General features: G+C 60.6%; 17 protein-coding genes and 2 pseudogenes. 6 read left to right on the forward strand and 13 right to left on the reverse strand.

All coding sequences use genetic code 11. The annotated features are described in order from the left end of the window. The first annotated feature begins 281 nt into the window (after positions 1 to 281). A complete protein-coding gene (locus tag MKK84_RS03275) occupies positions 282 to 566 on the forward strand; it encodes a LysR substrate-binding domain-containing protein (RefSeq protein ID WP_243916603.1) in 285 nt (94 codons plus the stop codon). Positions 567 to 612: 46 nt separating this feature from the next. Here the strand turns inward: MKK84_RS03275 and MKK84_RS03280 are convergent, their stop codons facing one another. The 3 genes from MKK84_RS03280 to MKK84_RS03290 form a co-directional block, all read right to left on the reverse strand. Continuing rightward, entirely contained in the window at positions 613 to 2,001 is a 1,389-nt protein-coding gene (locus MKK84_RS03280) for an MFS transporter (RefSeq protein WP_243916604.1), read from the reverse strand. Positions 2,002 to 2,212: 211 nt separating this feature from the next. Continuing rightward, a complete protein-coding gene (locus MKK84_RS03285; protein ID WP_243916619.1) occupies positions 2,213 to 2,965 on the reverse strand; it encodes an SDR family oxidoreductase in 753 nt (250 codons plus the stop codon). Positions 2,966 to 3,008: 43 nt separating this feature from the next. Next, complete coding sequence (locus tag MKK84_RS03290) at positions 3,009 to 3,986, reverse strand: 2-hydroxyacid dehydrogenase (protein WP_409566433.1); 978 nt, start codon at positions 3,984 to 3,986, stop codon at positions 3,009 to 3,011. 235 nt (positions 3,987 to 4,221) lie between these two features. Between MKK84_RS03290 and MKK84_RS03295 the strand changes: the two genes are divergently transcribed. The 3 genes and pseudogenes from MKK84_RS03295 to MKK84_RS03305 form a co-directional block, all read left to right on the forward strand. After that, entirely contained in the window at positions 4,222 to 4,572 is a 351-nt protein-coding gene (locus MKK84_RS03295; RefSeq protein ID WP_243916606.1) for a transposase, read from the forward strand. Beyond that, positions 4,554 to 5,366: pseudogene (locus tag MKK84_RS03300) on the forward strand (IS3 family transposase); the annotation flags it as partial. The gene MKK84_RS03295 and the pseudogene MKK84_RS03300, both read left to right, overlap by 19 nt. Positions 5,367 to 5,400: 34 nt before the next feature. After that, positions 5,401 to 5,856 (forward strand): annotated as a pseudogene (locus MKK84_RS03305) (response regulator); the annotation flags it as partial. A 901-nt stretch (positions 5,857 to 6,757) separates the two neighbouring features. Here MKK84_RS03305 and MKK84_RS03310 read toward each other — a convergent pair. From MKK84_RS03310 to MKK84_RS03320, 3 genes are all read right to left on the reverse strand, one after another. Next, positions 6,758 to 7,744 carry an NADP-dependent oxidoreductase gene (locus MKK84_RS03310; protein ID WP_243916607.1) on the reverse strand — a complete coding sequence of 329 codons (987 nt, stop codon included), beginning with the start codon at positions 7,742 to 7,744 and terminating at the stop codon, positions 6,758 to 6,760. A 61-nt stretch (positions 7,745 to 7,805) separates the two neighbouring features. Next, positions 7,806 to 9,440 carry an MDR family MFS transporter gene (locus MKK84_RS03315; RefSeq protein WP_243916608.1) on the reverse strand — a complete coding sequence of 545 codons (1,635 nt, stop codon included), beginning with the start codon at positions 9,438 to 9,440 and terminating at the stop codon, positions 7,806 to 7,808. A gap of 108 nt (positions 9,441 to 9,548) precedes the next feature. Next, entirely contained in the window at positions 9,549 to 10,703 is a 1,155-nt protein-coding gene (locus tag MKK84_RS03320) for an HlyD family secretion protein (RefSeq protein WP_243916609.1), read from the reverse strand. A gap of 144 nt (positions 10,704 to 10,847) precedes the next feature. Between MKK84_RS03320 and MKK84_RS03325 the strand changes: the two genes are divergently transcribed. Beyond that, on the forward strand, positions 10,848 to 11,768 hold the full coding sequence (locus MKK84_RS03325; RefSeq protein WP_243916610.1) for a LysR family transcriptional regulator: 921 nt from the start codon (positions 10,848 to 10,850) through the stop codon (positions 11,766 to 11,768). Positions 11,769 to 11,801: 33 nt separating this feature from the next. Here MKK84_RS03325 and MKK84_RS03330 read toward each other — a convergent pair whose 3' ends face one another. The 6 genes from MKK84_RS03330 to hmpA form a co-directional block, all read right to left on the reverse strand. Beyond that, positions 11,802 to 12,200 (reverse strand): cupin domain-containing protein, encoded by a 399-nt coding sequence (locus MKK84_RS03330; protein ID WP_409566434.1) that lies wholly within the window; start codon positions 12,198 to 12,200, stop codon positions 11,802 to 11,804. A gap of 130 nt (positions 12,201 to 12,330) precedes the next feature. Further along, on the reverse strand, positions 12,331 to 13,461 hold the full coding sequence (locus MKK84_RS03335) for a cytochrome-c peroxidase (protein WP_243916620.1): 1,131 nt from the start codon (positions 13,459 to 13,461) through the stop codon (positions 12,331 to 12,333). Positions 13,462 to 13,559: 98 nt separating this feature from the next. Further along, complete coding sequence (locus tag MKK84_RS03340) at positions 13,560 to 13,787, reverse strand: hexameric tyrosine-coordinated heme protein (protein WP_243916612.1); 228 nt, start codon at positions 13,785 to 13,787, stop codon at positions 13,560 to 13,562. 121 nt (positions 13,788 to 13,908) lie between these two features. After that, positions 13,909 to 15,063: a hypothetical protein gene (locus MKK84_RS03345; protein ID WP_243916613.1), complete on the reverse strand. Its 1,155-nt coding sequence runs from the start codon at positions 15,061 to 15,063 to the stop codon at positions 13,909 to 13,911. A 274-nt stretch (positions 15,064 to 15,337) separates the two neighbouring features. After that, positions 15,338 to 16,252, reverse strand: a complete 915-nt coding sequence (locus MKK84_RS03350) for an AraC family transcriptional regulator (RefSeq protein WP_243916614.1) — start codon at positions 16,250 to 16,252, stop codon at positions 15,338 to 15,340. 392 nt (positions 16,253 to 16,644) lie between these two features. After that, positions 16,645 to 17,886 carry an NO-inducible flavohemoprotein gene (hmpA, locus tag MKK84_RS03355; protein WP_243916615.1) on the reverse strand — a complete coding sequence of 414 codons (1,242 nt, stop codon included), beginning with the start codon at positions 17,884 to 17,886 and terminating at the stop codon, positions 16,645 to 16,647. Between the two features lie 93 nt (positions 17,887 to 17,979). On the opposite strand from hmpA, the gene MKK84_RS03360 reads away from it, so the two are divergent. Next, a complete protein-coding gene (locus MKK84_RS03360) occupies positions 17,980 to 18,453 on the forward strand; it encodes an Rrf2 family transcriptional regulator (protein WP_243916616.1) in 474 nt (157 codons plus the stop codon). Between the two features lie 213 nt (positions 18,454 to 18,666). Here MKK84_RS03360 and terL read toward each other — a convergent pair whose 3' ends face one another. Continuing rightward, positions 18,667 to 19,368 carry a phage terminase large subunit gene (gene terL / locus MKK84_RS03365; RefSeq protein ID WP_243916617.1) on the reverse strand — a complete coding sequence of 234 codons (702 nt, stop codon included), beginning with the start codon at positions 19,366 to 19,368 and terminating at the stop codon, positions 18,667 to 18,669. Positions 19,369 to 19,533: the final 165 nt, after the last annotated feature.

Raw genomic sequence — 19,533 nt, forward strand, 5'->3', positions numbered from 1 at the left:
AAGTTGGCCGAAAGCCGCTGGTCCGCTTCGGAGGCGATCCGCCGGAAGAGCCGACGGTCCCCTGCCGGCCCGAAATGGGCACGTTCGCTTCGGAGAAGATCCGCCTCAGAAGCGGACCTTAGGACGAGCTAGGGCTGGGGCCATATGCCGAGCTTCTGCGATTCCTACAGGAATGCTGCACTGACGGCGGTGGCTAACTACGTCGTCGGCCACTTCGGCGGGGAAGACCGGCGCGGACGGGTCAGCCGCTGCCACTCGAGTTCACGCGCGGCGGCGAGGTCGTGGAAGTCGCGCTGCCTGCGCGGGTTCTGGTCGGCAGCATGGATGCGAGCGCTGCGGCAACGCAGCTCGGGCTCGGTCTCGTGCAGGCGCCGCGCTACCGGTTCGCCGACGATGTCGCGCGCGGGACGTTGGCGGGGGTGATCGGCGACTTCTTGCCGACACCGGCGCCGGTGTCGGTGCTCTACCCCTACAGGCGTCAGCTCTCGCCACAGTTGCGTGTCTTCGTCGATTGGCTGGTCGCGACGCTCGAATGCTGCTTCAGCTCGAGCCGCCTCCCAAGCTGAACTTCCGCCCCCGAACGGACCAACCTTCAGGAGATCGCGGTGCGCCTCAGTCCAATTCGATGCGCCGCAGCGGCCCGACGATGACCAAGTAAGACAGCGCGCCGCAAATGCACACCGCGCCGATGAAGTTCAGCGCCCAGTAAAATGATCCTGTCGAATGCAGGACGTAGCCGATGACGAGCGGCGTGGTGACACCGGCCAGGTTCGCCGCGAGGCTGGTAATGCCGCTCGCCAAGCCAATGTACTTTCGGGGCGCGACCTCGGAGACGGCCGTCCAGGACGACGCCGCGACTCCTTGAGAAAAGAACGACAGCGTCAGGATGGCGATCACCGCGGCATCGGAGGTGATGACGTTCACGAGCACAATGCTGGACGCGAGGAAGCTTCCCACGATCAAGGGGAGTTTGCGGGCGCTCGACATGCTGACGCCACGCCGGATCAAGAAGTCGGACAACAGACCGGCGACCAGGATCCCAGCCGTCGCGCCGAGGAAGGGCAGCATCTGGTAGAAGCCGGCCTTCATGATCGTCATCTTTCGTTCCTCGATTAGGAACGTCATGAACCAGGTCGTGAAGAAGACGAGAACCGAGTTGCTGCAGAATTTTCCGAGGCAAATGCCGATGATCTGGCGGTACGCCAGGAGTTGTAGGAGCGCCTTGCCGTTGAAGGGCGCCCGGGACGGGTTCGTTGTTAGGCCGCCGCCCTTCTCGATGTAGTCGAGCTCGGCGGCATTTGCCCGTCTGCACTCGCGCGGGTCCTGATAGATGAAGTACCAGCACAGTCCGAGCGTGAGACCTGCGAGGCCGGTGGCGTAGAAGACGCTGCGCCAGCCGTGCTCCTGGGCAAGCCACAGCAGAAGCCCTGCGAAGATCGGCGTGCCGATGTACTGCCCGGTGATGTAGAAGCTCGTCGCCATGCCGCGTTCCTTCGTCGGGAACCACATGGTCACAGCGCGAGCATTGGCTGGGAAGGCGGGTGACTCCAAGACACCCATCGCCAAACGAGCGCCGAACAAACCATTGAAGGTGCCAGCAAAACCTTGGGCGACCGTGGCTAAGGACCACGTCGCGAGCGCCCCTGCGTAGGCCAGGCGCGAGCCGAGCATGTCGGCGATGTAGCCGCCCGGGACAAGGGCGAAGGCGTAGGTCAGCCCGAATGCCGCGAAGATCTGACCCATCTGCGCCTTGTCGAGCTGAAGCTCCTTGCTCAGGAGCGGCGCGGCGATGCCCAGATTGGTGCGGTCCACATAGCTGATGACGGTCGCGATCAGGATGAAGAACAGCATGAAGAAGCGCATGCGGGTCGGCTTGGCGTCCGTGTCGGACGGTATGGTTCCTGCCGTGACCTGCATCGGCCGCGCGTCAGCCTTGACCCGCTCCGTTCCCGCGTCGCGCGGCTGCGGAATGGTCCTGGCGAGGGCGTCTGGCTGAGACATCGGATTCCTCTCCATATTCGCAGCCTATGGCCGCTATTCAAGCGCCTCTCGCGGGCGCCTCACTGTAGGGGCAGTCACACCGGCCGACGCATGAGGTCGCCCGGCGTCGAGTTGCGGGATGCAGGGCCGGCCACCGGCCTGCATCGGGAGAGGTTGCCGGCTCGGGCGTCGCGGCACCTGCCGGTCATCTCGACGGCGCCACTCTGGGGCTTCAGCCGCGTCCCACGAACGGCATTGCCGTGGCCATGATCGTCATGGTTAGGATGTTCGCGTCGAGCGGTAGGCTCGCCATCGTCAAGACGGCGTTCGCGACGTGCTCGGGGTCGATCACAGGTTCCTCGCGCAGCGAGCCATCGGCCTGAATGACACCGGCCTTCATCCGCCCACCCATTTTGGTATCGGCGTTGCCGACGTCGATCTGACCGCACGCAATGGCGTAGCGTCGCCCGTCGAGGGCGGTGGACCGGGTCAGGCCGGTGATCGCATGCTTAGCAGCAGTGTAGGGAGCCGAGCCGGGCCGCGGCGCGTGGGCCGAGATCGAACCGTTGTTGATGATCCTGCCGCCGCCGGGCTTTTGCGCCTTCATGATCCGGAAGGCCTCGCGTGTGCACAGGAAGGTGCTGGTCACGATGGCGTCCTGCACCGCTCGCCATTGATCGAAGTCGATCGCGTCAATCTCGGCCGCCGGAATGTTAGACCCGGCATTGTTGAACAGTAGATCCACCCGTCCGTGTCGGTCGAGTACCTCGGCGAATAGGCGCTCGACCGATCCTGGGTCGGTCACGTCCACGACGATGGCTTTGGCCGAACCGCCGTCGTCGCGAATGGACGCGGCAGCATTCTCAAGCTCGACCGCACGCCGGCCGACCAGCACGACCGCGAAGCCGCTACGCGCCAGGGCGCGCGCGGACACCTTGCCAATGCCGCTGCTCGCGCCCGTGACGATCGCAATCTGTCGAGACATGTCAGCCTCTCCGCGCCCCAAGGGCGATGCACGTGACTTGTTCTCAAGCGGCGGAGCGTCGGAACGGGGTTTCTGCAACGGGCGTGAGAGGATCCTGACCCGCGAACCAAGCCACGAGATTGTCCACGACGAGGCGCGCCATGGCGTTGCGCGTGTAGTGGGAAGCGGAACCGATATGCGGCAGGAGCACCGCATTCTCGCAGGCAAGCAGGCCCTCGGGAACCTGCGGTTCGTGCTCGAACACGTCGAGTCCGGCTCCGACGATGGTCCCGTCGCGAAGCGCCTCGGCGAGGTGCGCCTCATTGATGATCGAGCCGCGGCCAACGTTAACGACGATGCCGTTCGGACCAAGCGCTTCGAGCACGGCGCGGTCGACGAGGCCATCGGTCGACGGACCGCCGGGGGCCGCGATGATCAGGGTGTCGACTGCGCCCGCCAGGGCGACCAGGTCTTCGTAATACGGGTAGGTCACCTCGGCCTGGCGACGACGTCCGCAATAGTTGACCGGCACGCCGAATGCCTCGATGCGGCGCGCGATGGCCTTGCCGATGCGGCCGAGCCCGAGGATACCAACCGAGCGCTCGCGCAAGCTCAATGTCAGCGGAAACGTACCGGTGCGCCAGTGACCGGCGCGCAGGAAGCGCTCGGCTTGTCCGGTCCGTCGCACCGTGCCGAGCAAGAGCGCGAGCGCGATGTCGGCGACATCCTCGGTTAGGACATCCGGTGTGTGGGTGACCACGATCCCGCGCTGCGCCGCCTCAGCGGCATCTATGTGGTCGTATCCGACACCGAAGCTGGCCACAATTTCGAGGTTGGGCAGCCAGTCGAAGAATTGCTTGTCGATTGAGTCGTGGCCGCCACCGGCAGCGATGGCGCGCACGGCCGCGGCCTCTTCGTCCGAGAGGACCGAGAAATCGGTGTTGTTAGGGATGCGAACGGGCACGAAATGCTCGGCTACCCCTACGTCAATCAACGGCTTCGGTATGCCATAGTGCAAGACGTGAGGCGCCGGACTCTTCATAAAAACAGCCTCTTCCTCCTGGTCCGCCCTATCGAACCGGGGGCAGGTGCTATAGTATTCATGCGAACATTATTGAGTGGCGAAGTCCAACTTTATTTCGGTATCGATCGATGCACCTTCGGCATCGATCAACGCGCGGCCAATCCTGGTGGAGACTTGGAGTGGGCCCCTTGGGGTGGACAGAAGCGGGATTGGGAATTGACCGGGCAGCCGGGTTTTCGAAGGATGAAAGCCCATGGCACAGCACCGAAGCCACAGCGTCGCGTTCAAGCGGCAGGTGTCGCAGGAGTATCTTGGCGGCGAGACGCTGCACGGGATCTCGAAGCGCCACGATCTCTCGCGCAACCTGACCCGGATTTGGGTCGAGAAATATCAGGCCGGTGGCCTGGATGAGGACGTCGCCGCCGCCGATCTTCTCCAAGTCTATGAGGCACGGATTGCTGCGCTTGAACGACTGGTCGGACGGCAGGCACTCGAACTGGAGCTTTTAAAGGGGGCTCTGCGGCCCGAACCCCGTCCGAGAAGCGGGCCTACCTCCGCGATCATCGGCCCAGCGGTCTCAGCCTCGCTGCGGGATGCAGGCTGATGGGACTGGCCCGGTCCACAGTCTATGACGTGCCGGTGCGCGCGGTGGACGACACCGCCATCGTCGAGGCGATGGCGACGATCTGCGACGCGTTCGAGCATTATGGCTGGCGTCGCGTCCAGGCGGCACTCCGTCAGAATGGCCTGCAGGTCAATCACAAGAAGGACCGCCTCATGCGCGAGCACGACCTTGAGCCTAAGATACGACGCCGCGTTACGAAGACGACCAACAGCAATCATGATCAGCCGATCTTTCCGAATCTTGCAAAGAAAGCCAGCATCGACGGCCCCGACCAGCTCTGGGTGGCGGACATTACCTACGTGACGATCATCGGCGGCTTCGTCTACGTCGCCGTCATTCTCGATGCCTGGTCACGGCGAGTCGTCGACTTCGCCCTTAGTCGCGCAATCGACGCGCGTCTCACCCTGGCCGCCCTCGGCATGGCAATCGAGGCCCGCAAACCACCGAAAGGCTGCGTCCACCATTCCGACCGTGGGTCGCAATACGCTGCCAAGACGTACCGTGAGCATCTCGCCAAGCACGGCTTGGCTGGCTCGATGGGACGACGCGGCAACCCTTATGACAATGCCAAGGCCGAGAGCTTCATAAAGACGCTCAAGGTTGAAGGTGTCTATCCCATGGCCTTCGAGACGTTCGCCGACGTACTCGAAAGCTTGCCGCGCTTCATCGAAGAGACCTACAATACGCGACGGCTCCACTCGGCACTCGGCTATCTCAGCCCCGCGCAGTTCGAGGATCAACATACCCGGCTGATGGTCAAACCAGCAGCCTGATCCCGTCCACCCCGAGGGGCCCACTCCCGCCGATAAAGGGACCTCGGTGAAGCTCTACCTGTCACGGTTTTTCGGTGAGTTCGAAGTGCCTGGCACCACCAGGGGCGAGACGCCCCGTGCCGAACTTGGCGAGACGGTCTTGGTGGTCGAGGACGACGATACGGTGCGAACCCTCGTCGTCGAGGTGCTGGGTGAACTCGGCTACGCCACCCGGGAAGCGCCCGACGGGCCTTCCGGCCTCTGCATCCTGCAGTCGGACGCGCGCATCGACCTCCTGGTCACGGATGTAGGTCTGCCTGGGCTCAACGGCCGACAGCTCGCGGACCAGGCCCGAACCGGGCGGCCGGACCTGAAGGTACTGTTCATGACAGGCTACGCGGAGAACGCCGCCTTCGGTGCAGGCCACCTCGCACCCGGTATGCAGATGATCACTAAGCCTTTTCCGGTCGAAGGACTTGCGAGCAAGATCCGCTCAATCATCGAAGCATAAAGGTCGCCGAGTTACCCAGGTACGCTTGACGCCAAAAAATCGAGCTTGTAGGCGCCAATGGACATACGGGTTAATCAATCGTCCACGGCCGAACGTCAGCTTTCCGCGTCCTACGAACCGCAAGCAGACGGACTGCAAACCACCCATCTGAGACGCTCAGGCCGGCGCTTCGTGTAGGCTGCATCTGGCCGAAAGCGGAATGGCTGCTTCGGAGCTCAGGCTGTAAGTAAGCGGACGTTTTTCTAGGCTGAATTGAATGTCAGAGAAGAATTATTCCAGACTTAAATTCAGTGACTTAAACTATTCGCGGTGATGCTACGGCGATCTCACCGCAGGCATAGTTTCCCTGCTATGAAAACGCGTACCAATAGGTGATCACAGCGATCAAAATTGCCAACATGATCGCCAAGCGAGTGCTGGCGGTGCTGGAACATAGCTGGCTGATAACCGACTTAAAGACCTAATTTTGAACTCAAAATATCTAAATTTTGGTAACTTGCAGCAAATTCAGATATTTAGCTGATGAGGCGCGCGCATAGACTGTTTTCGGATCGAACGCACCTGCGTCTTCAACGCCCGCGGCCATATAGATGATGAGTTGGGCTTTTGACCTGGAGTAGTCGTCACTCCCACGACGAGCGACAAAGATTCATGATGCGCTGCGGCAGCAGGCCCTCTCAGGAGTCTCGGTGTCATTGAGGCGTGAAGCCTTTCAATTCGTCTGAGCGCTTCGCCTTCGTGCAAAGGCCCAAAAAAGGTGCGTCGACGGTTATTTGAATCAGGCCGAGTGGGTATTCTGCAGTCATGCTGACTAAGCGATTAAGAACCATCGTCCTCACCAGGTTGCCGCAAAAATTAGAAATTTCGCAAGAACCACTCAGCTTGGCGAGATGTAGACGGATCAGGGTACAACCCGCAGAACAATCTTTCCGCGAAGACGCGGGTGAGATCCCTCTAGGATCTCATGCGCCGTGCGCGCGCCGGCCAGCGGGAGGATCGCGCCAATCTGCGTTACGATACGACCGGCGACGACTTCAGCTGCGATCTGACCCAGGAGGTCCGTGGTCACGTCCACGAAGAAGAACTTAGCCGTGACATTATGTGCAGCGGCCAATGTAGGGTCAGGCCTCGATACGGCTGAGACCAGTGTTCCGCCTGGCTTGATTATCGAGAACGAGCGTGCCTGGAGCTCTCCACCGACAAGGTCGATGACTGCATCGACGGGGTTCATTTTGTCCTCGAAGCCCTCCGCGCGGGCGTCGACAACGTCACTGGCACCCATGCTGCGCAGGTAGGCGTGATCGGCCGTGCTCGCCGCGGCGATCACCCGGGCGCCTGCCGCACGGGCGAATTGTACGGCGTAAGTGCCGACATTGCCCGCGGCGCCATGGATCAGCACCGTCCGGCCGTTGCTGATATGAGCATGATCGAAGAGTGCCTGCCACGCCGTGACAGCGACAACCGGCAAGGATGCGGCATCCACATGCGCGAGGCGGTCTGGCTTTATCGCCAGCATGCCGGCCGATGCGAGGGCATACTCGGCGTAGCCGTCCGTGAAGCGTTTGTTGGTCACGCCAAAGACCGCGTCGCCTGGAGTGAACTTAGAAACGCTCGGGCCCAGAGCCGCAACCGTACCTGATACATCAGAGCCGAGCGTCAACGGCAAGGGCTGCGGCAGCAAGCTCCGCCCTGCCCGGATCCATGCATCCCATGGTCCGACCCCGGACGCGTGCACCTTCACGAGGACCTCGCCCTCGCCCGGTTCAAGACGAGGAACGTCCTCCAGCGTGATGACGCTCGGCGGCCCGAACCTGTGGACACGGCACGCCTTCATCATATGCGATGTACGTCTGGTCTCGTGAGTCTGATCGAAAATTGATGTCGTCATGACGTGTCTCCTTCGTTTGCTTGCATGTTTTGCGTGCTTCAGGGGGCAGCGTGGGACAGGCTCAATGCGCGCCTCCCGCATCGAGGTGATTGGGTTTCCTGAGGAGGAGGCTTGCCAGGAGCGCCAGCACGAGAGCGGCGCCAAGCAGGAAGAAAGTGTCCCCGAACGCCATGACGTTGGCTTGCTGCCGCACCCTGAGGGCGACGGCGATAGCCGCCTTGTGGCCGGCCACGGCGGGGTCTGAGACGCCGTGGTCGAGGAAGTAGCGCGTCAGGTCCATCAAGCGTGCGCGGGTCGCTTCCTCGAACAAGGAGACATGATGCGTCAGGATGTTCGAGTGGAACTGCTCGCGCTTGGATAGGAAGGTCTGAAGCGTGGCGATCCCGGTGGCGCCGCCTAGATTGCGCATCATGTTGAATAGTGCGGAGGCCGAACCCGCGTTCTCCTTCTCGATGCCCGCAGTCGCCACGGCCGAGAGCGGCGCGAACACCAATGCCTGACCGAGGGCACGCACCACGTTTGGCCAAAACAACTGATCGGCTGCCGTATCGGCCGTCATGTAGATGTTCATGAAATTGGACGCCGAGAACAAGGCAAATCCGGTCCCGATCACCCAGCGCGCATCGAAGCGCCGCATTAGGCGCGGCACGAGCGGGATCAGGAGAAGCTGCGGGAAGCCAGTCCAGGCCAGCACGAAGCCGATCTGCTCGGCGTTGTAGCCTTGGATGCGCGAGAGATAGACCGGCAGGATGAAGACCGAGCCGTAGAGCGCGACCCCCAGCAGGAAGTTCGCCAGGATGCCAAAGCCGAAGTTGCGGCGGCCAAGGAGGCGCAGGTTCAACAGCGGTCGCGTCGCGGTCAGCTCGATCCAGACGAACAGCGTCAGTGAGACCGCCGCGACGACGGAAAGACGCACGATGAAGGGCGAGCCGAACCAATCGTCCTTGTTACCCTCCTCCAGCGCGGTCTGAAGGGCAGCCAGACCGACCGCCATGGTGACGATGCCGGCCCAGTCACCCTGACGCAGGAGCGACAGTTTCATCGGCGTGCGGTCGAGAGAGAACCACAGTAAGGCGACCATCAGGGCGCCGGGCACGAGATTGACGTAGAAGATGTACTTCCAGCTGTAGGTCTCGGTGAGGTAGCCGCCGATGGTCGGACCGATGGCGGGCGCGAAGGTGGCCGAGAGCGCAAACAGCGCCAGGCCGACCGGTTGCTTGGCTTTGGGCAGGAGCGTGATGATGATGGTGAAGGCCATCGGGATCAGGACACCGCCGGAAAAGCCCTGGACCGCGCGCAGCACGATCATCTGCGAGAGGTTGGTCGCGAAGGCACAGGCCACGGAGAAGACCAGGAACAGCACCGCATTGACGAGCAGGTACCGGCGCAAGGAGAACACCTGAGCGAGCCAGCCCGAGAGCGGGATCACGACGATCTCGGCGATGAGGTAGGAGGTCGAGATCCAGCCGCCGTCGTCCGTGCCGGCGCCTATCGCTCCCTGGATGTCGGCGAGCGAGGCGTTGACGATCTGGATGTTCAGGACCGCCATGAAGGCACCGAGCGTGGCGCCGATGACCGCGGACCACATCTTCAGGCTGGAAGGCGCGCGGGTCTGCTCAACGTTGGCTTCGCTACGTTCTGCAAAAGCAGAAGCGGCGGACTGAGCCGGGGCGGCATCGGTGACGAGGGCGGCCATTGGAAGCTCCTTCCTGCTCTTGTGAGGCAGGATGCGCCGCCGGCACGCCGGCGAGAATGCAGGGATTGTGGGAAGGACTATCCGGTCTGAGTTGAAGATGGCGCCGGTTCAGGGCCGGCTATCCGTGTCGGGCCGGGCATTCTTGATATCGATGGTCGCCTCGACCGACATCCCGGCACGCAGAGTTCCGGACGCGGCCCGGTCCTCCAGCACGATCTTGACCGGGATGCGCTGGACGATCTTCGTGAAGTTGCCGGTGGCGTTGTCAGGCGGCAGCAGTGCGAACTCCAGGCCGCTAGCCGGAGACAGGCTGTCGACGCGGCCCTTAAGCCTGTGTCCGGCGAAAGTATCGACCTCGATCTCGACCGGCTGGCCCGGACGGACGTCGGTGAGTTGTGTCTCTTTGTAGTTCGCCACGATGTATGTGGCGTCGAGCGGAACCACCGCCATGAGCTGGGTGCCGGCTTGCACGTATTGCCCGACGCGGAGGGTTCGCGAGCCTACCGTTCCGTCCACGGCCGCGGTCACGACCGTGTACGACAGGTTGAGCTCAGCCTGCCGGGCCAGCGCGCGAGCGTGGTCACGCTGGGCTTCAGCCCGACCGACCTCGGTGGTCAAAACCTCGATCTGCTGTTCCGCGGCGAGTTCAGCGGCGCGGTCGCGGCGTAGCTGTGCGGTCTTCTCGCTCAGGCCGGCTTCGGTCGCCTGTGCTCGCTGGAGCGTGCCGGATCCGGTCTTGACGAGCGATTGATAGCGCTCGGCCTCTGCGTTCGCGGATTTGAGGGATGCCTGCGTGAGGGCGATCTGCGCATCCTGCTGGTCAACGACCGCTCGCTGGAGAACGATCTGGGCCCCGAGATTGCGAACGGTAGCTTCGGCAGCGGCGACGTCGGCCTGCGCTCGGGCAAGCGACGTGCGGAAATCGCGGTCGTCGATGCGAGCGAGGACCTGCCCGATCCTGACGGTCTGGTTGTCGGCGACCAGCACATCGGCGATGTAGCCGGACACCTTCGGGGCAATCGTCGTGTAATCCGCCTTTACGTAGGCATCGTCGGTCGAGACGAGATACTGCCCTGTCGTCCAATACTCGTAGCCGTAGTTCGCTCCGGCGCCCGTGCCTGCGAGCAACGCGAGAACGAGGGCAATGCGCTTGAACGCGTGTCGCTGGACCGGAACTCGGCTGGACGTACCGACCTCCGGCCGCGTCCATTCGGCGGCGTCGACTGCTTTTTGGAAGGTCTCGGAGCGGGGCATCTCGGACATGGCATCCTCCTGTCTTGCGAAGCGCCTTCCCTGTTGAGGAACGGCTTCTCGGCATGGCGTGAGAGTGCGACTTCGGGGCTGAAGTGATAATCCTGAGAATCTGGGAAGGACTGTAAACCGGGAGCGGATAATGTCCGGCCGCAGATGGATCGGCTGACGAGCCTTGCTGTATTCGGACGCGTCGTTGAGGGCGGCGGTTTCTCGGCGGCCGCCAGGCGCCTGAACATGTCCGTCACGATGGTCAGCAAGCATGTGCAGGCCCTGGAGGACCGGCTCGGCGCGCGTCTCCTGAACCGCACGACGCGCAAGGTCAGTCTCACGGAAATCGGACAGGCTTATTACGAGCGGTCCAGCCAGATCCTGGCTGAGCTCGAAGAGGCGGACCGCGTAGCGAGCGCCCTACATGCAACGCCGCGCGGACAGCTGAGGCTTCACATAGCGGGGCACATCTCGACCTTCATGGCGCCGGTCCTGCGGGAATACCTCACGCTCTACCCGGCCGTTACGGTCGATCTGACCGCCGGGGACCGGATGGTCGACCTGATCGAGGATGGGTACGATCTCGCGATTCGGGTAACGCCGCCGCCGGACTCGGGTCTGATCGTGCGACGGCTGACAGCGTGGCGTCACGTCCTGACCTGCGCCCCGGCCTATCTCGATACCCATCCGACGCCGGTACGGCTCAGCGACTTGGCGCACCACAATTGCCTACGCTACGCCTTCTACCCCTATGGAGACGAGTGGCGGTTCGAGACGTCCGAAGGCAAGACCGCGTCGGTCAAGGTTGCCGGCAACATGGTCAGCAACAGCGCCGCGCTTCTTCGTGCGCTCACACTCGATGGTGGCGGCGTCTTCCTGGCACCGATGTTCCTGGTAGGCCAGGATTTGGAGACCGGGAGCTTGGTGCGGCTCTTGCCGGAGCACCGACCGGTGGAATTCGCCATCAACGCCATCTACCCGCACCGGCGCCATCTCTCGACGAAGGTGCGAAGCTTTCTTGACCTGTTGGCGGAGCGCTTCACCGAACACCGCCGATGGATCGATGCGGTGGCAACAAAGACCTGAACCGAGCCGATCCGAAGAGATCAAGATGCGGGGCTATCGGTCGGGTGTGGTCAGGGGGTGGTCCCCCGTGTCGAGAATGAATACCGCCAACAGTCGCGCCGGCTCCGTGTCGCTGGCATTCTCGCTGATCGAGTGATGAGCGCCGGGAGCCTCGGTGAAGCTCTCGCCGGTTCGATAAACCTGCGCCGGGCCCTCGTTGACCTGACTGCGAACCGCACCCGAGAGCACGTAGGCGTATACGAAGGCCGAAGAGGCGTGATGATGGCTCGGCGACTTGGCTCCCGGGGGGTACTCGACGACGGCGGTGACGATGCTTTTGCCTTGGATGTTCGGAATCAAGCCTTGGAATGCGGGTGTCACCGTCTCGTGACGCGAGGTTTCGGCGCGAAGTGGTGCGCTGTAAGAAAGCGAAACGAGAACCATCGCCTTGATGAGGGACACTGCTGGGTAGCGTCTCATTGTCGATCCCTCGAAATAAATAACAGCGATTCAAACTTAAATCTGAATGCTGTCGCGATGCCAGATTCAGGAGACCGCAGCTTGGTGAGACTATAGATATACTCTATTTGTCCGTCGCGATTTTCCCCGCCCCTTCGCCAGGTTTCGATGCGTTCTTCGCAGATATTTCCGGTCGCGGGGTCTGTGCCGTACTTGGCGGCAGGATCGGCAACTCGATCCGAGGTGCCTGACCCGTCAGTGTCCTCAGAAATGCGGCGATGACGCTTGTTTCCTCGGCGGTCAGTTCTTTTCCGAGCTGTGCCGTCCCCATGATTGCAACTGCCTGTTCAAGGCTCCAGACTTTGCCGGAATGAAAATATGGTGCGGTCAGCGCGACGTTGCGAAGCGGGACAGCGCGGAAGACATACTCGTCACTGGAAGTCTTGGTCACCGCGAAACGGCCCTTGTCTTCTGGCGGGAGAATATTGCTGCCTGGTCTTTCTATAACTCCGAAAGGGAAATAGTCTTGGCCACCGACATTAATGCCGTTGTGGCAGCCTGAGCATCCGGTATCCATGAACAGCCTCAAGCCTCGTTTTTCCTGCGCCGTGAGGATATTGAGATTTCCCTCCAGAAATTGGTCAAAGCGAGAGGCCGGCGTGATCAGGATTGCCTCAAAATCTTCAAGGGCTCGGGTAACATTGTCGAACGTGACGGCGTCCGGCTCCCCAGGAAAGGCGGTCGCAAACTTATCCCCGTACTCCGGGATGCTTTTTAGCACAGCGATGACGTGATCCGGGGTGGAGGCCATTTCCACGGCGGCCTGAATCGGACCCCGGGCCTGGGAACGCAGATCATCGGCTCGTCCATCCCAAAACTGCGCCGCATTGAAGATCGCGTTGAGCACCGTAGGTGAGTTGCGAGGACCTTTTTGCCAGCCATGTCCTATGGAAGTCTCGACGTTGTCGCTGCCTCCGGCCGCTAGGCTGTGGCAGGAATTGCAACTGATGACCCCGCTGGCTGAAAGACGCCAGTCAAACCACAACATTCGCCCGAGATCCACTTTTTCTCGCGTAACAGGATTACCTTTTACAGAGGGCACGATGGATGGAACCGGTTTGAAAATCTCGTTTGCCGCGTTAAGCAGGCTCAAGGTATCGCCATCGCTACGGGCGGCAGGTTGAGCGGCTGCGAGAACTTCCGCGCCTACTTGTAATGTCAACAGTTTCACGAACAGAGAACCGACCGCGACCATAATCCCTGCGGTCCGGGGCAGGTACGTCAAATCTGTTCGCATGCGCATAAAAATAGCCTCGATTTTATCGAATAAATAAAGCGACATAACGAAAAATGTCAGCGCCACCAATTGTTGGCCGCTGCGACTGTTTGGAAGTTGAGAGCAATGACTTGGGAGGTGGCGATGAGTTGATGGCTGTCCCGCTCATAGACCGTGCGTAGATGCGTTCGAATTTCGTCGGACGGCTGCGTGACTTTTACGCCGACCCGGGAAAGCTTGACGGCTAGATCGAACCCGGCCTGGGGCGTGTCGGTGATCAGAGTGGGTAGCCAAAGTTCGCTCATTGTAAACCTCATGCATGTTGCTGGAAATCGACACTTGTAAGCATTAGATTGCGCCGATGTGTTCAGAGATGTTCAAGAGCGCCTAAAAGGACAGATCATTTTCTGGGTCATGCTCGATAATTCATCGTATGACCTCTTGACCACGTGTCGGCGGCGCACCTATCCCACCATTTGCCTGTGGGCCGTGCGGCTGATCAGGATTGTGCGAGTGGGTAGCCCGCTCCTGTGTTGCCGGGCCGACGTAACCCTCGGAGCCGTATAAAGCCAGATGCAACCCCCAGTATCCCGTCACGAAAACTGCCAATGCTGCGCTTAATCCAATTGGAATATTTGATATGCGTGTCTTGAAATTTGAGAGCAGATGCGAAGACATACTATGGTCTGCGGCTACCGCTAAAACGATGGCCATGATTAGCCCATGACCGATGATCTCAATGCGACCGAACGGCCAGACTGCGGACGTAAAAATCACCAAGAGGGCAAGCGCGGAGAGCCGCCTGATGAGCGGCGTCCAGATCAGGCCAAACCCCATGGTGAACTCGGCCACGCCGGCCATCGGTATGAACCCGTCGCGCGGCAGGCCGAAGGTGAGGAAGGGCTTCTCCTCCACGAGGGGATAGAACCACTCCGGGTAAGCAAATTTTTCAAGGCTCGACCACATTAGGGCTATTGCAAGCCCCCAACGCAGTGCCTCGAACCGATGAACGCGCCAACTTTCTCGGCCCGAAGAGGCAAGCAGGAGATAAAGAGCTACGCCCAGTCCCAAAGCGAGGTAATCGAAGAGATGGAAAAGATCGTAATCGCGCAGGGCTAGTAGCCATAGAGCTACGATACCGACCGCAGCGATTGGCATCGTCCGCTTCCAGAATATCGCGCCCGCGATTACCAATTGCATCCAGGAAACCCATTCCGCGGGAGTTTTCAGGTCGGGCGTAAGATAGATCCCGCCAACTGAGAATATCGCAACGAAGAAAGCCGCGACGATTGCCCTGATATAATCATCGAGGCGATCCCAAAGTGGTCGCGTCAGGCGATCAAGGATATCAAGCGCCACTGGGCCATAAGCACCGGCCTCAACGGCTCTCGCCGTAACAAAAAAAACACTGACGAGACAAATGCCGAACCAGAACCAGGCGTCAGCTATCGTATAGCTGACAGGCTTTGGAGGGGCGCCCACGATATAAGGAGCAAACCATTTTACGTGAGCGGTGGCGGGAGTTATCGACGCGAAGAAAGCCAGCATGAATACCGCGAGATGGATCAGGTTCCGAGACATCTTCATTCCCAATTTTTCACTCCGCGGGAAATAGTGTGGTGCTCGTCCTTGAGGTCTGATCGCCACGTCATGCCCACGAAGGGGAGGGATTGCGCTACTATAGTAAGTTTGAATATAGCGCGACATTTGTTTGCCTAACTATCTACCTCTGGAGCTGCGGTCTAATTCCCCGATATCTGTAAAAACATTGATCTATCGAGGACGCGGCGTATTTTCCGAAACTGCGGTTTCGAGCTCCAAAATTGCTCGGCTCCTCGTCAGGTTGAATCATCAGTCATTTCGATCTTTGTCGGTATTGCCCCGGGGGTACCCCGACCACCCGTCTAAATGCTTTCGTAAAATTGGACTGTGAAGAAAATCGGCACGTTAATGCTATGTCTTGAAGTGATATCTGCCCGAGCCTCAGAAGAAGCTTGGCTCTCTCAAGACGAAGATGACTTACGTAACTGTGCGGCGATATCCCGGATGCTGCCTTGAAGGCCCTTATAAAATGGAATTTGCTCAAACAGGCGACCCCAGCCAGTTCGTCGACGCTGATGTCGTTGTCTAGGTTAGCGTCTATAAATTCGCGGACGCGATCCAGCCTCTTTTTGTCGAGCGCATGTATGGCTTGCGCATGGTATCCGTACGATAGTGAGATGCACGAATACTTATGTGCGAGAAATGCCGCCAAGGTTACGCCTGCAGCCTCGACTAAGAGCTTGCCCGATGACGTTTCCCGCGTTAGCTCCGAGTCGAAGATGTGCCCAATTTCAGCAATCAGAGTGTCGTGCGAACCGGAGCGGTACGAAATTGTCGTCGCATCCAGATCTGGGTAGTTGTCTTCCAGCGATAGTTGAGTGAATGGATTTCGCGGCAGGTAGATGTGTAGCATTTCGGGAATGTCCGCCGTGATCCGGATCGAGTCTTCTGCGACACCCTCGGGACAGAGCCAGAAGGTTCCGGTAACGGCCGTGGTCGCCTGCCGCTCTCCGTTTCCACGACGATGGATGACCGCTTCGGAGGTCCCCCGCAGGGTCAAGGCGATGACCGTTCGGTCCGAAATCATTTCCGGGACTTCACCGGCAGAGTGTCGACGTTTTTCCGCAGCTACACCGGACCATCGCCTATCGTTCGAAGACGAAAGTAGATTGCCTTGCGGAAGCTTCCACCGCCCATCTCCGATCAAGTCGCTGACTTTGTCTCGCATTGGTCCGGTTCCTTACTGCCTACACGAGCATTCAGTGGGTTGCCCGGCCGAACAGCATTTTCCCGTCGTCGATTCCATCACGGGATCTGGATTGAGGAAAGGCGGATTTCAAATTTCAATTTTTTGCCCGGACTAAATTCTATGAGCGATCCGGCAACCAGCAGTCGCTTATCTAGTTAGGTACGAAATAGAGCGGAATTTTCGAGAAAGCACCGCTCCATTTTTCGAAATGCGTTTAGACCTGAAAAACAAGCATTCAATGATATTAGGTATTTTAAATAATTTCAAAATTGAGTCTTGTTGTTTCGGAAATTTTTTGCGTCTGGAATGTTGATCGTGGACGGATTTACTGTGGACGGGGTGCCAACCTGTGCGGTGTGGCACCCCTTCCTTCAGGCCGCGTGCCGCTGTTGTTCGATCAGTTCGTCGGCGGGGCCGAAGAACTCGAACCGCACCCGCTCAGTCGGGACGCCCAGTCGCAGCAGCCCGTTCACCAGGGCGGCCAGGAACGGCTTGGGGCCGCATAGATAGTAGGTCGCATGCTCGTGCGGCGTGTGCCCTACGAGCCAATCCGCCGTGATGCGGCCGTGCGTGTCGTAGTGCCGTCCCCGGCGGTCGTGCTCACTCGGCTCCGAGTAGAACGTATGCAGCTGCAAAGCTTCGTTGCCGGCAACGAGGGTTTGGGCGTGGTCACGCATCGCGTGCACGCGTCCATGCAACGCGCTGTGCACGTACCATGTTGGTCGGCCGGGCGTAGCATCGGCTATCGTCTCAAGCATGCTGATCATGGGGGTAAGACCGACACCGCCGCTGACGAGAACGACCGGCCCGTCATCCTTCCGGTCGAGGAAGAATTCACCCGCAGGTGGCGCAACTTTCAACAAGGTCCCGGGGTGCGCTTGGTCATGCAACCAGTTCGAGACGACGCCGGCAGGCCGACCAGCATGGCCTTCTCGTTTGACTGTGATGCGATATGCGCGGTCGTTCGGGGCGCAGGAGATCGAATAATTACGCTTGAGCACCCCGTGGCCCGGTGGGTCGAGCTGCAAGCCGAGATACTGGCCCGGTTCGTGACGCAGTACCGCCCGGCCATCAGCAGGCACGAGCACGAAGGATCTAATGGTCTCGCTCTCCGTCAAGACGCTCTCCACCACGAATTCGCGCCAGCCGTTCCAGCCGCCGGGTCTAGTGGCGAGATCTCGGTAGATTGCGGCCTCGCGCCCGATCAGGAGCTCAGCCAAGAACCAATAGGCTTCGCCCCAGGCGGCGCAGATCTCGGGAGTAGCTGCTTCGCCGAGCACCTCTTGAATTGCGCCGAGCAACGCCTCGCCCACGTAAGGATAGTGCTCGGGTAGGATGTTGAGCGCGACGTGCCTCTGGATGATGCGCTCGACCGCCCCCGAGAGCGCGCTGAGTTTGTCTATGTTGCGCGCGTAGGCGAGCACGGCCTGCGCCAGGGCCTTGGGCTGAGAGCCCGCTTCGCCATGGTGCGACTGGTTGAAGAGATCGCGCATCTCCACGTTTTTGAACAGGCGTTCGTACATGCGGTGGGTGATTGTCAGACCGTGCGCTTCGAGCGCTGGCACTGTCGCTTTGACCAGAGCGACTGCAGGAAGGGAAAGCGGGGTGGGCATCTCAACCTCAAAGGTTCATACGGTATGAACCTTTTGGCGCGGGCTTTTAAAACATGCAAGCGAAATGTATCTTAAGGACGTTCCGGAGACACAATGCGTCTGACCCGATACACCGACTACACCCTACGCGTGCTGATTTATGTCGGGCTGCATGAGCCGCGGCAGAGCTCAATCGCCGAGATCGCACGCGCCTACGGCATCTCGGAGAGCCACCTCACAAAGGTCGTGCACCAGCTCGGGCGCCTCGGGTTGATCCGCACGATCCGTGGTCGCGGGGGTGGTCTGCGCTTGGCAAGGCCGCCCGCGGACATCGTCGTTGGTGCAGTGGTGCGCCAAACCGAGGACGATCTTGCGCTGGTCGAATGCTTCGCTGGCAATGCCTGCGCGATCACCGCGCCGTGTCGTCTGCGCCGGGCGCTTTCTGAGGCGCTAGGAGCGTTTCTCGCCGTGCTCGACCGCTACACGTTGGCTGATCTGATCGACGGCCGCGAAGGCGTCGAGATCGCCAAGCTGCTGGATCTTCCGGATCCGAGGATCAGGGAGACGGAGAACCCGACGTCTGCATAGCTTCGCGCTTCAGGCCAACGGAAATGGCTGTTCAATCCGGAGGTCCGGCCGACTCCCGAGAGACCACTATTCACGCGTATGCAGATGGTCCAACGTCGCCATCTTGATGCTACATGTCTGCTATGAAAGGGCGTCCGATACTCCTTGAATGACCGGGATGGGCGCATTGCAGAATGACTGCTTCCAGACACAGAACCCGCTCTCATGTTGCCTTCACCGCGGCCGCGGGTCGCCCGGTTGCCACGAAGCTGGCACCTTGTACTCGCGTGGCTCTGTGGTCGGCCTGTCATCCGGCTCTTGCGGTGAGAGCGCCTCCTGGGCACGGCGACGGTTTACTTTCGGAAGGATGCTCGCCCGGCTGCGCCGGGCGGGTGGCTGCATCCGTGCGCTCCGCTCCCCGAGGTAGAGCAGGGCGCAGCTCGTGGCGTCGACCTGATCGTCGTGCTGCCCGGTCGGGAACGCCAGAAGCTCGTTGAGATACGTGGCCAACCACGGCGCTTCGGTCGGGAGGTGGATCTGCCCGGCCTCGAACAAAGCCGACTGGGCGAGCAATCGTGCCATCTTGTCGAAGCGCGGCTTGCGTAAGATTGGACGCAGTTCTCGCCCATGTCGCAGCATCTGCGACACGGCCCGGCCCAGCTCAGTATCCTCGATCAGCGTCGCATCCGCTTGCCAGCGCTCGCTGAGCGCCAGGATCGCTTTGTGCAATCCGGGCGCTTCCAGCCGGGCGCGTAGGACATCGAGAAGGTAGAAGTCCGTACCGACCATGCCCCACACCGTTCCGACCGACCAGTCACTACGCTCCGACAGCGTCGAGGCGGTGTCCCAGGCGACGACGAGCCGATCGAACTGGCTCGGCGGCCGATCGTATGTGCGCAGCCATTCGCGACGGATGACATTGCCGCCCGGCGGCACTGGATCCTGTTGGTATTGGGCAGAGAACTGTGATTAGGCGTGGAATAAGGACCCCGTTCTCGGGGTGATCGGCGTCCAAACGGGACCCCCAGGACAAGTCATCCACAATGCCTTCCGGCTCGAACGGGAGGCTTGCGCGGGATGTTGGTCGTGGAGACGGTCGCA

Origin of the sequence: Methylobacterium sp. E-065, assembly GCF_022829605.1 — a bacterium.
GTDB lineage: Bacteria > Pseudomonadota > Alphaproteobacteria > Rhizobiales > Beijerinckiaceae > Methylobacterium.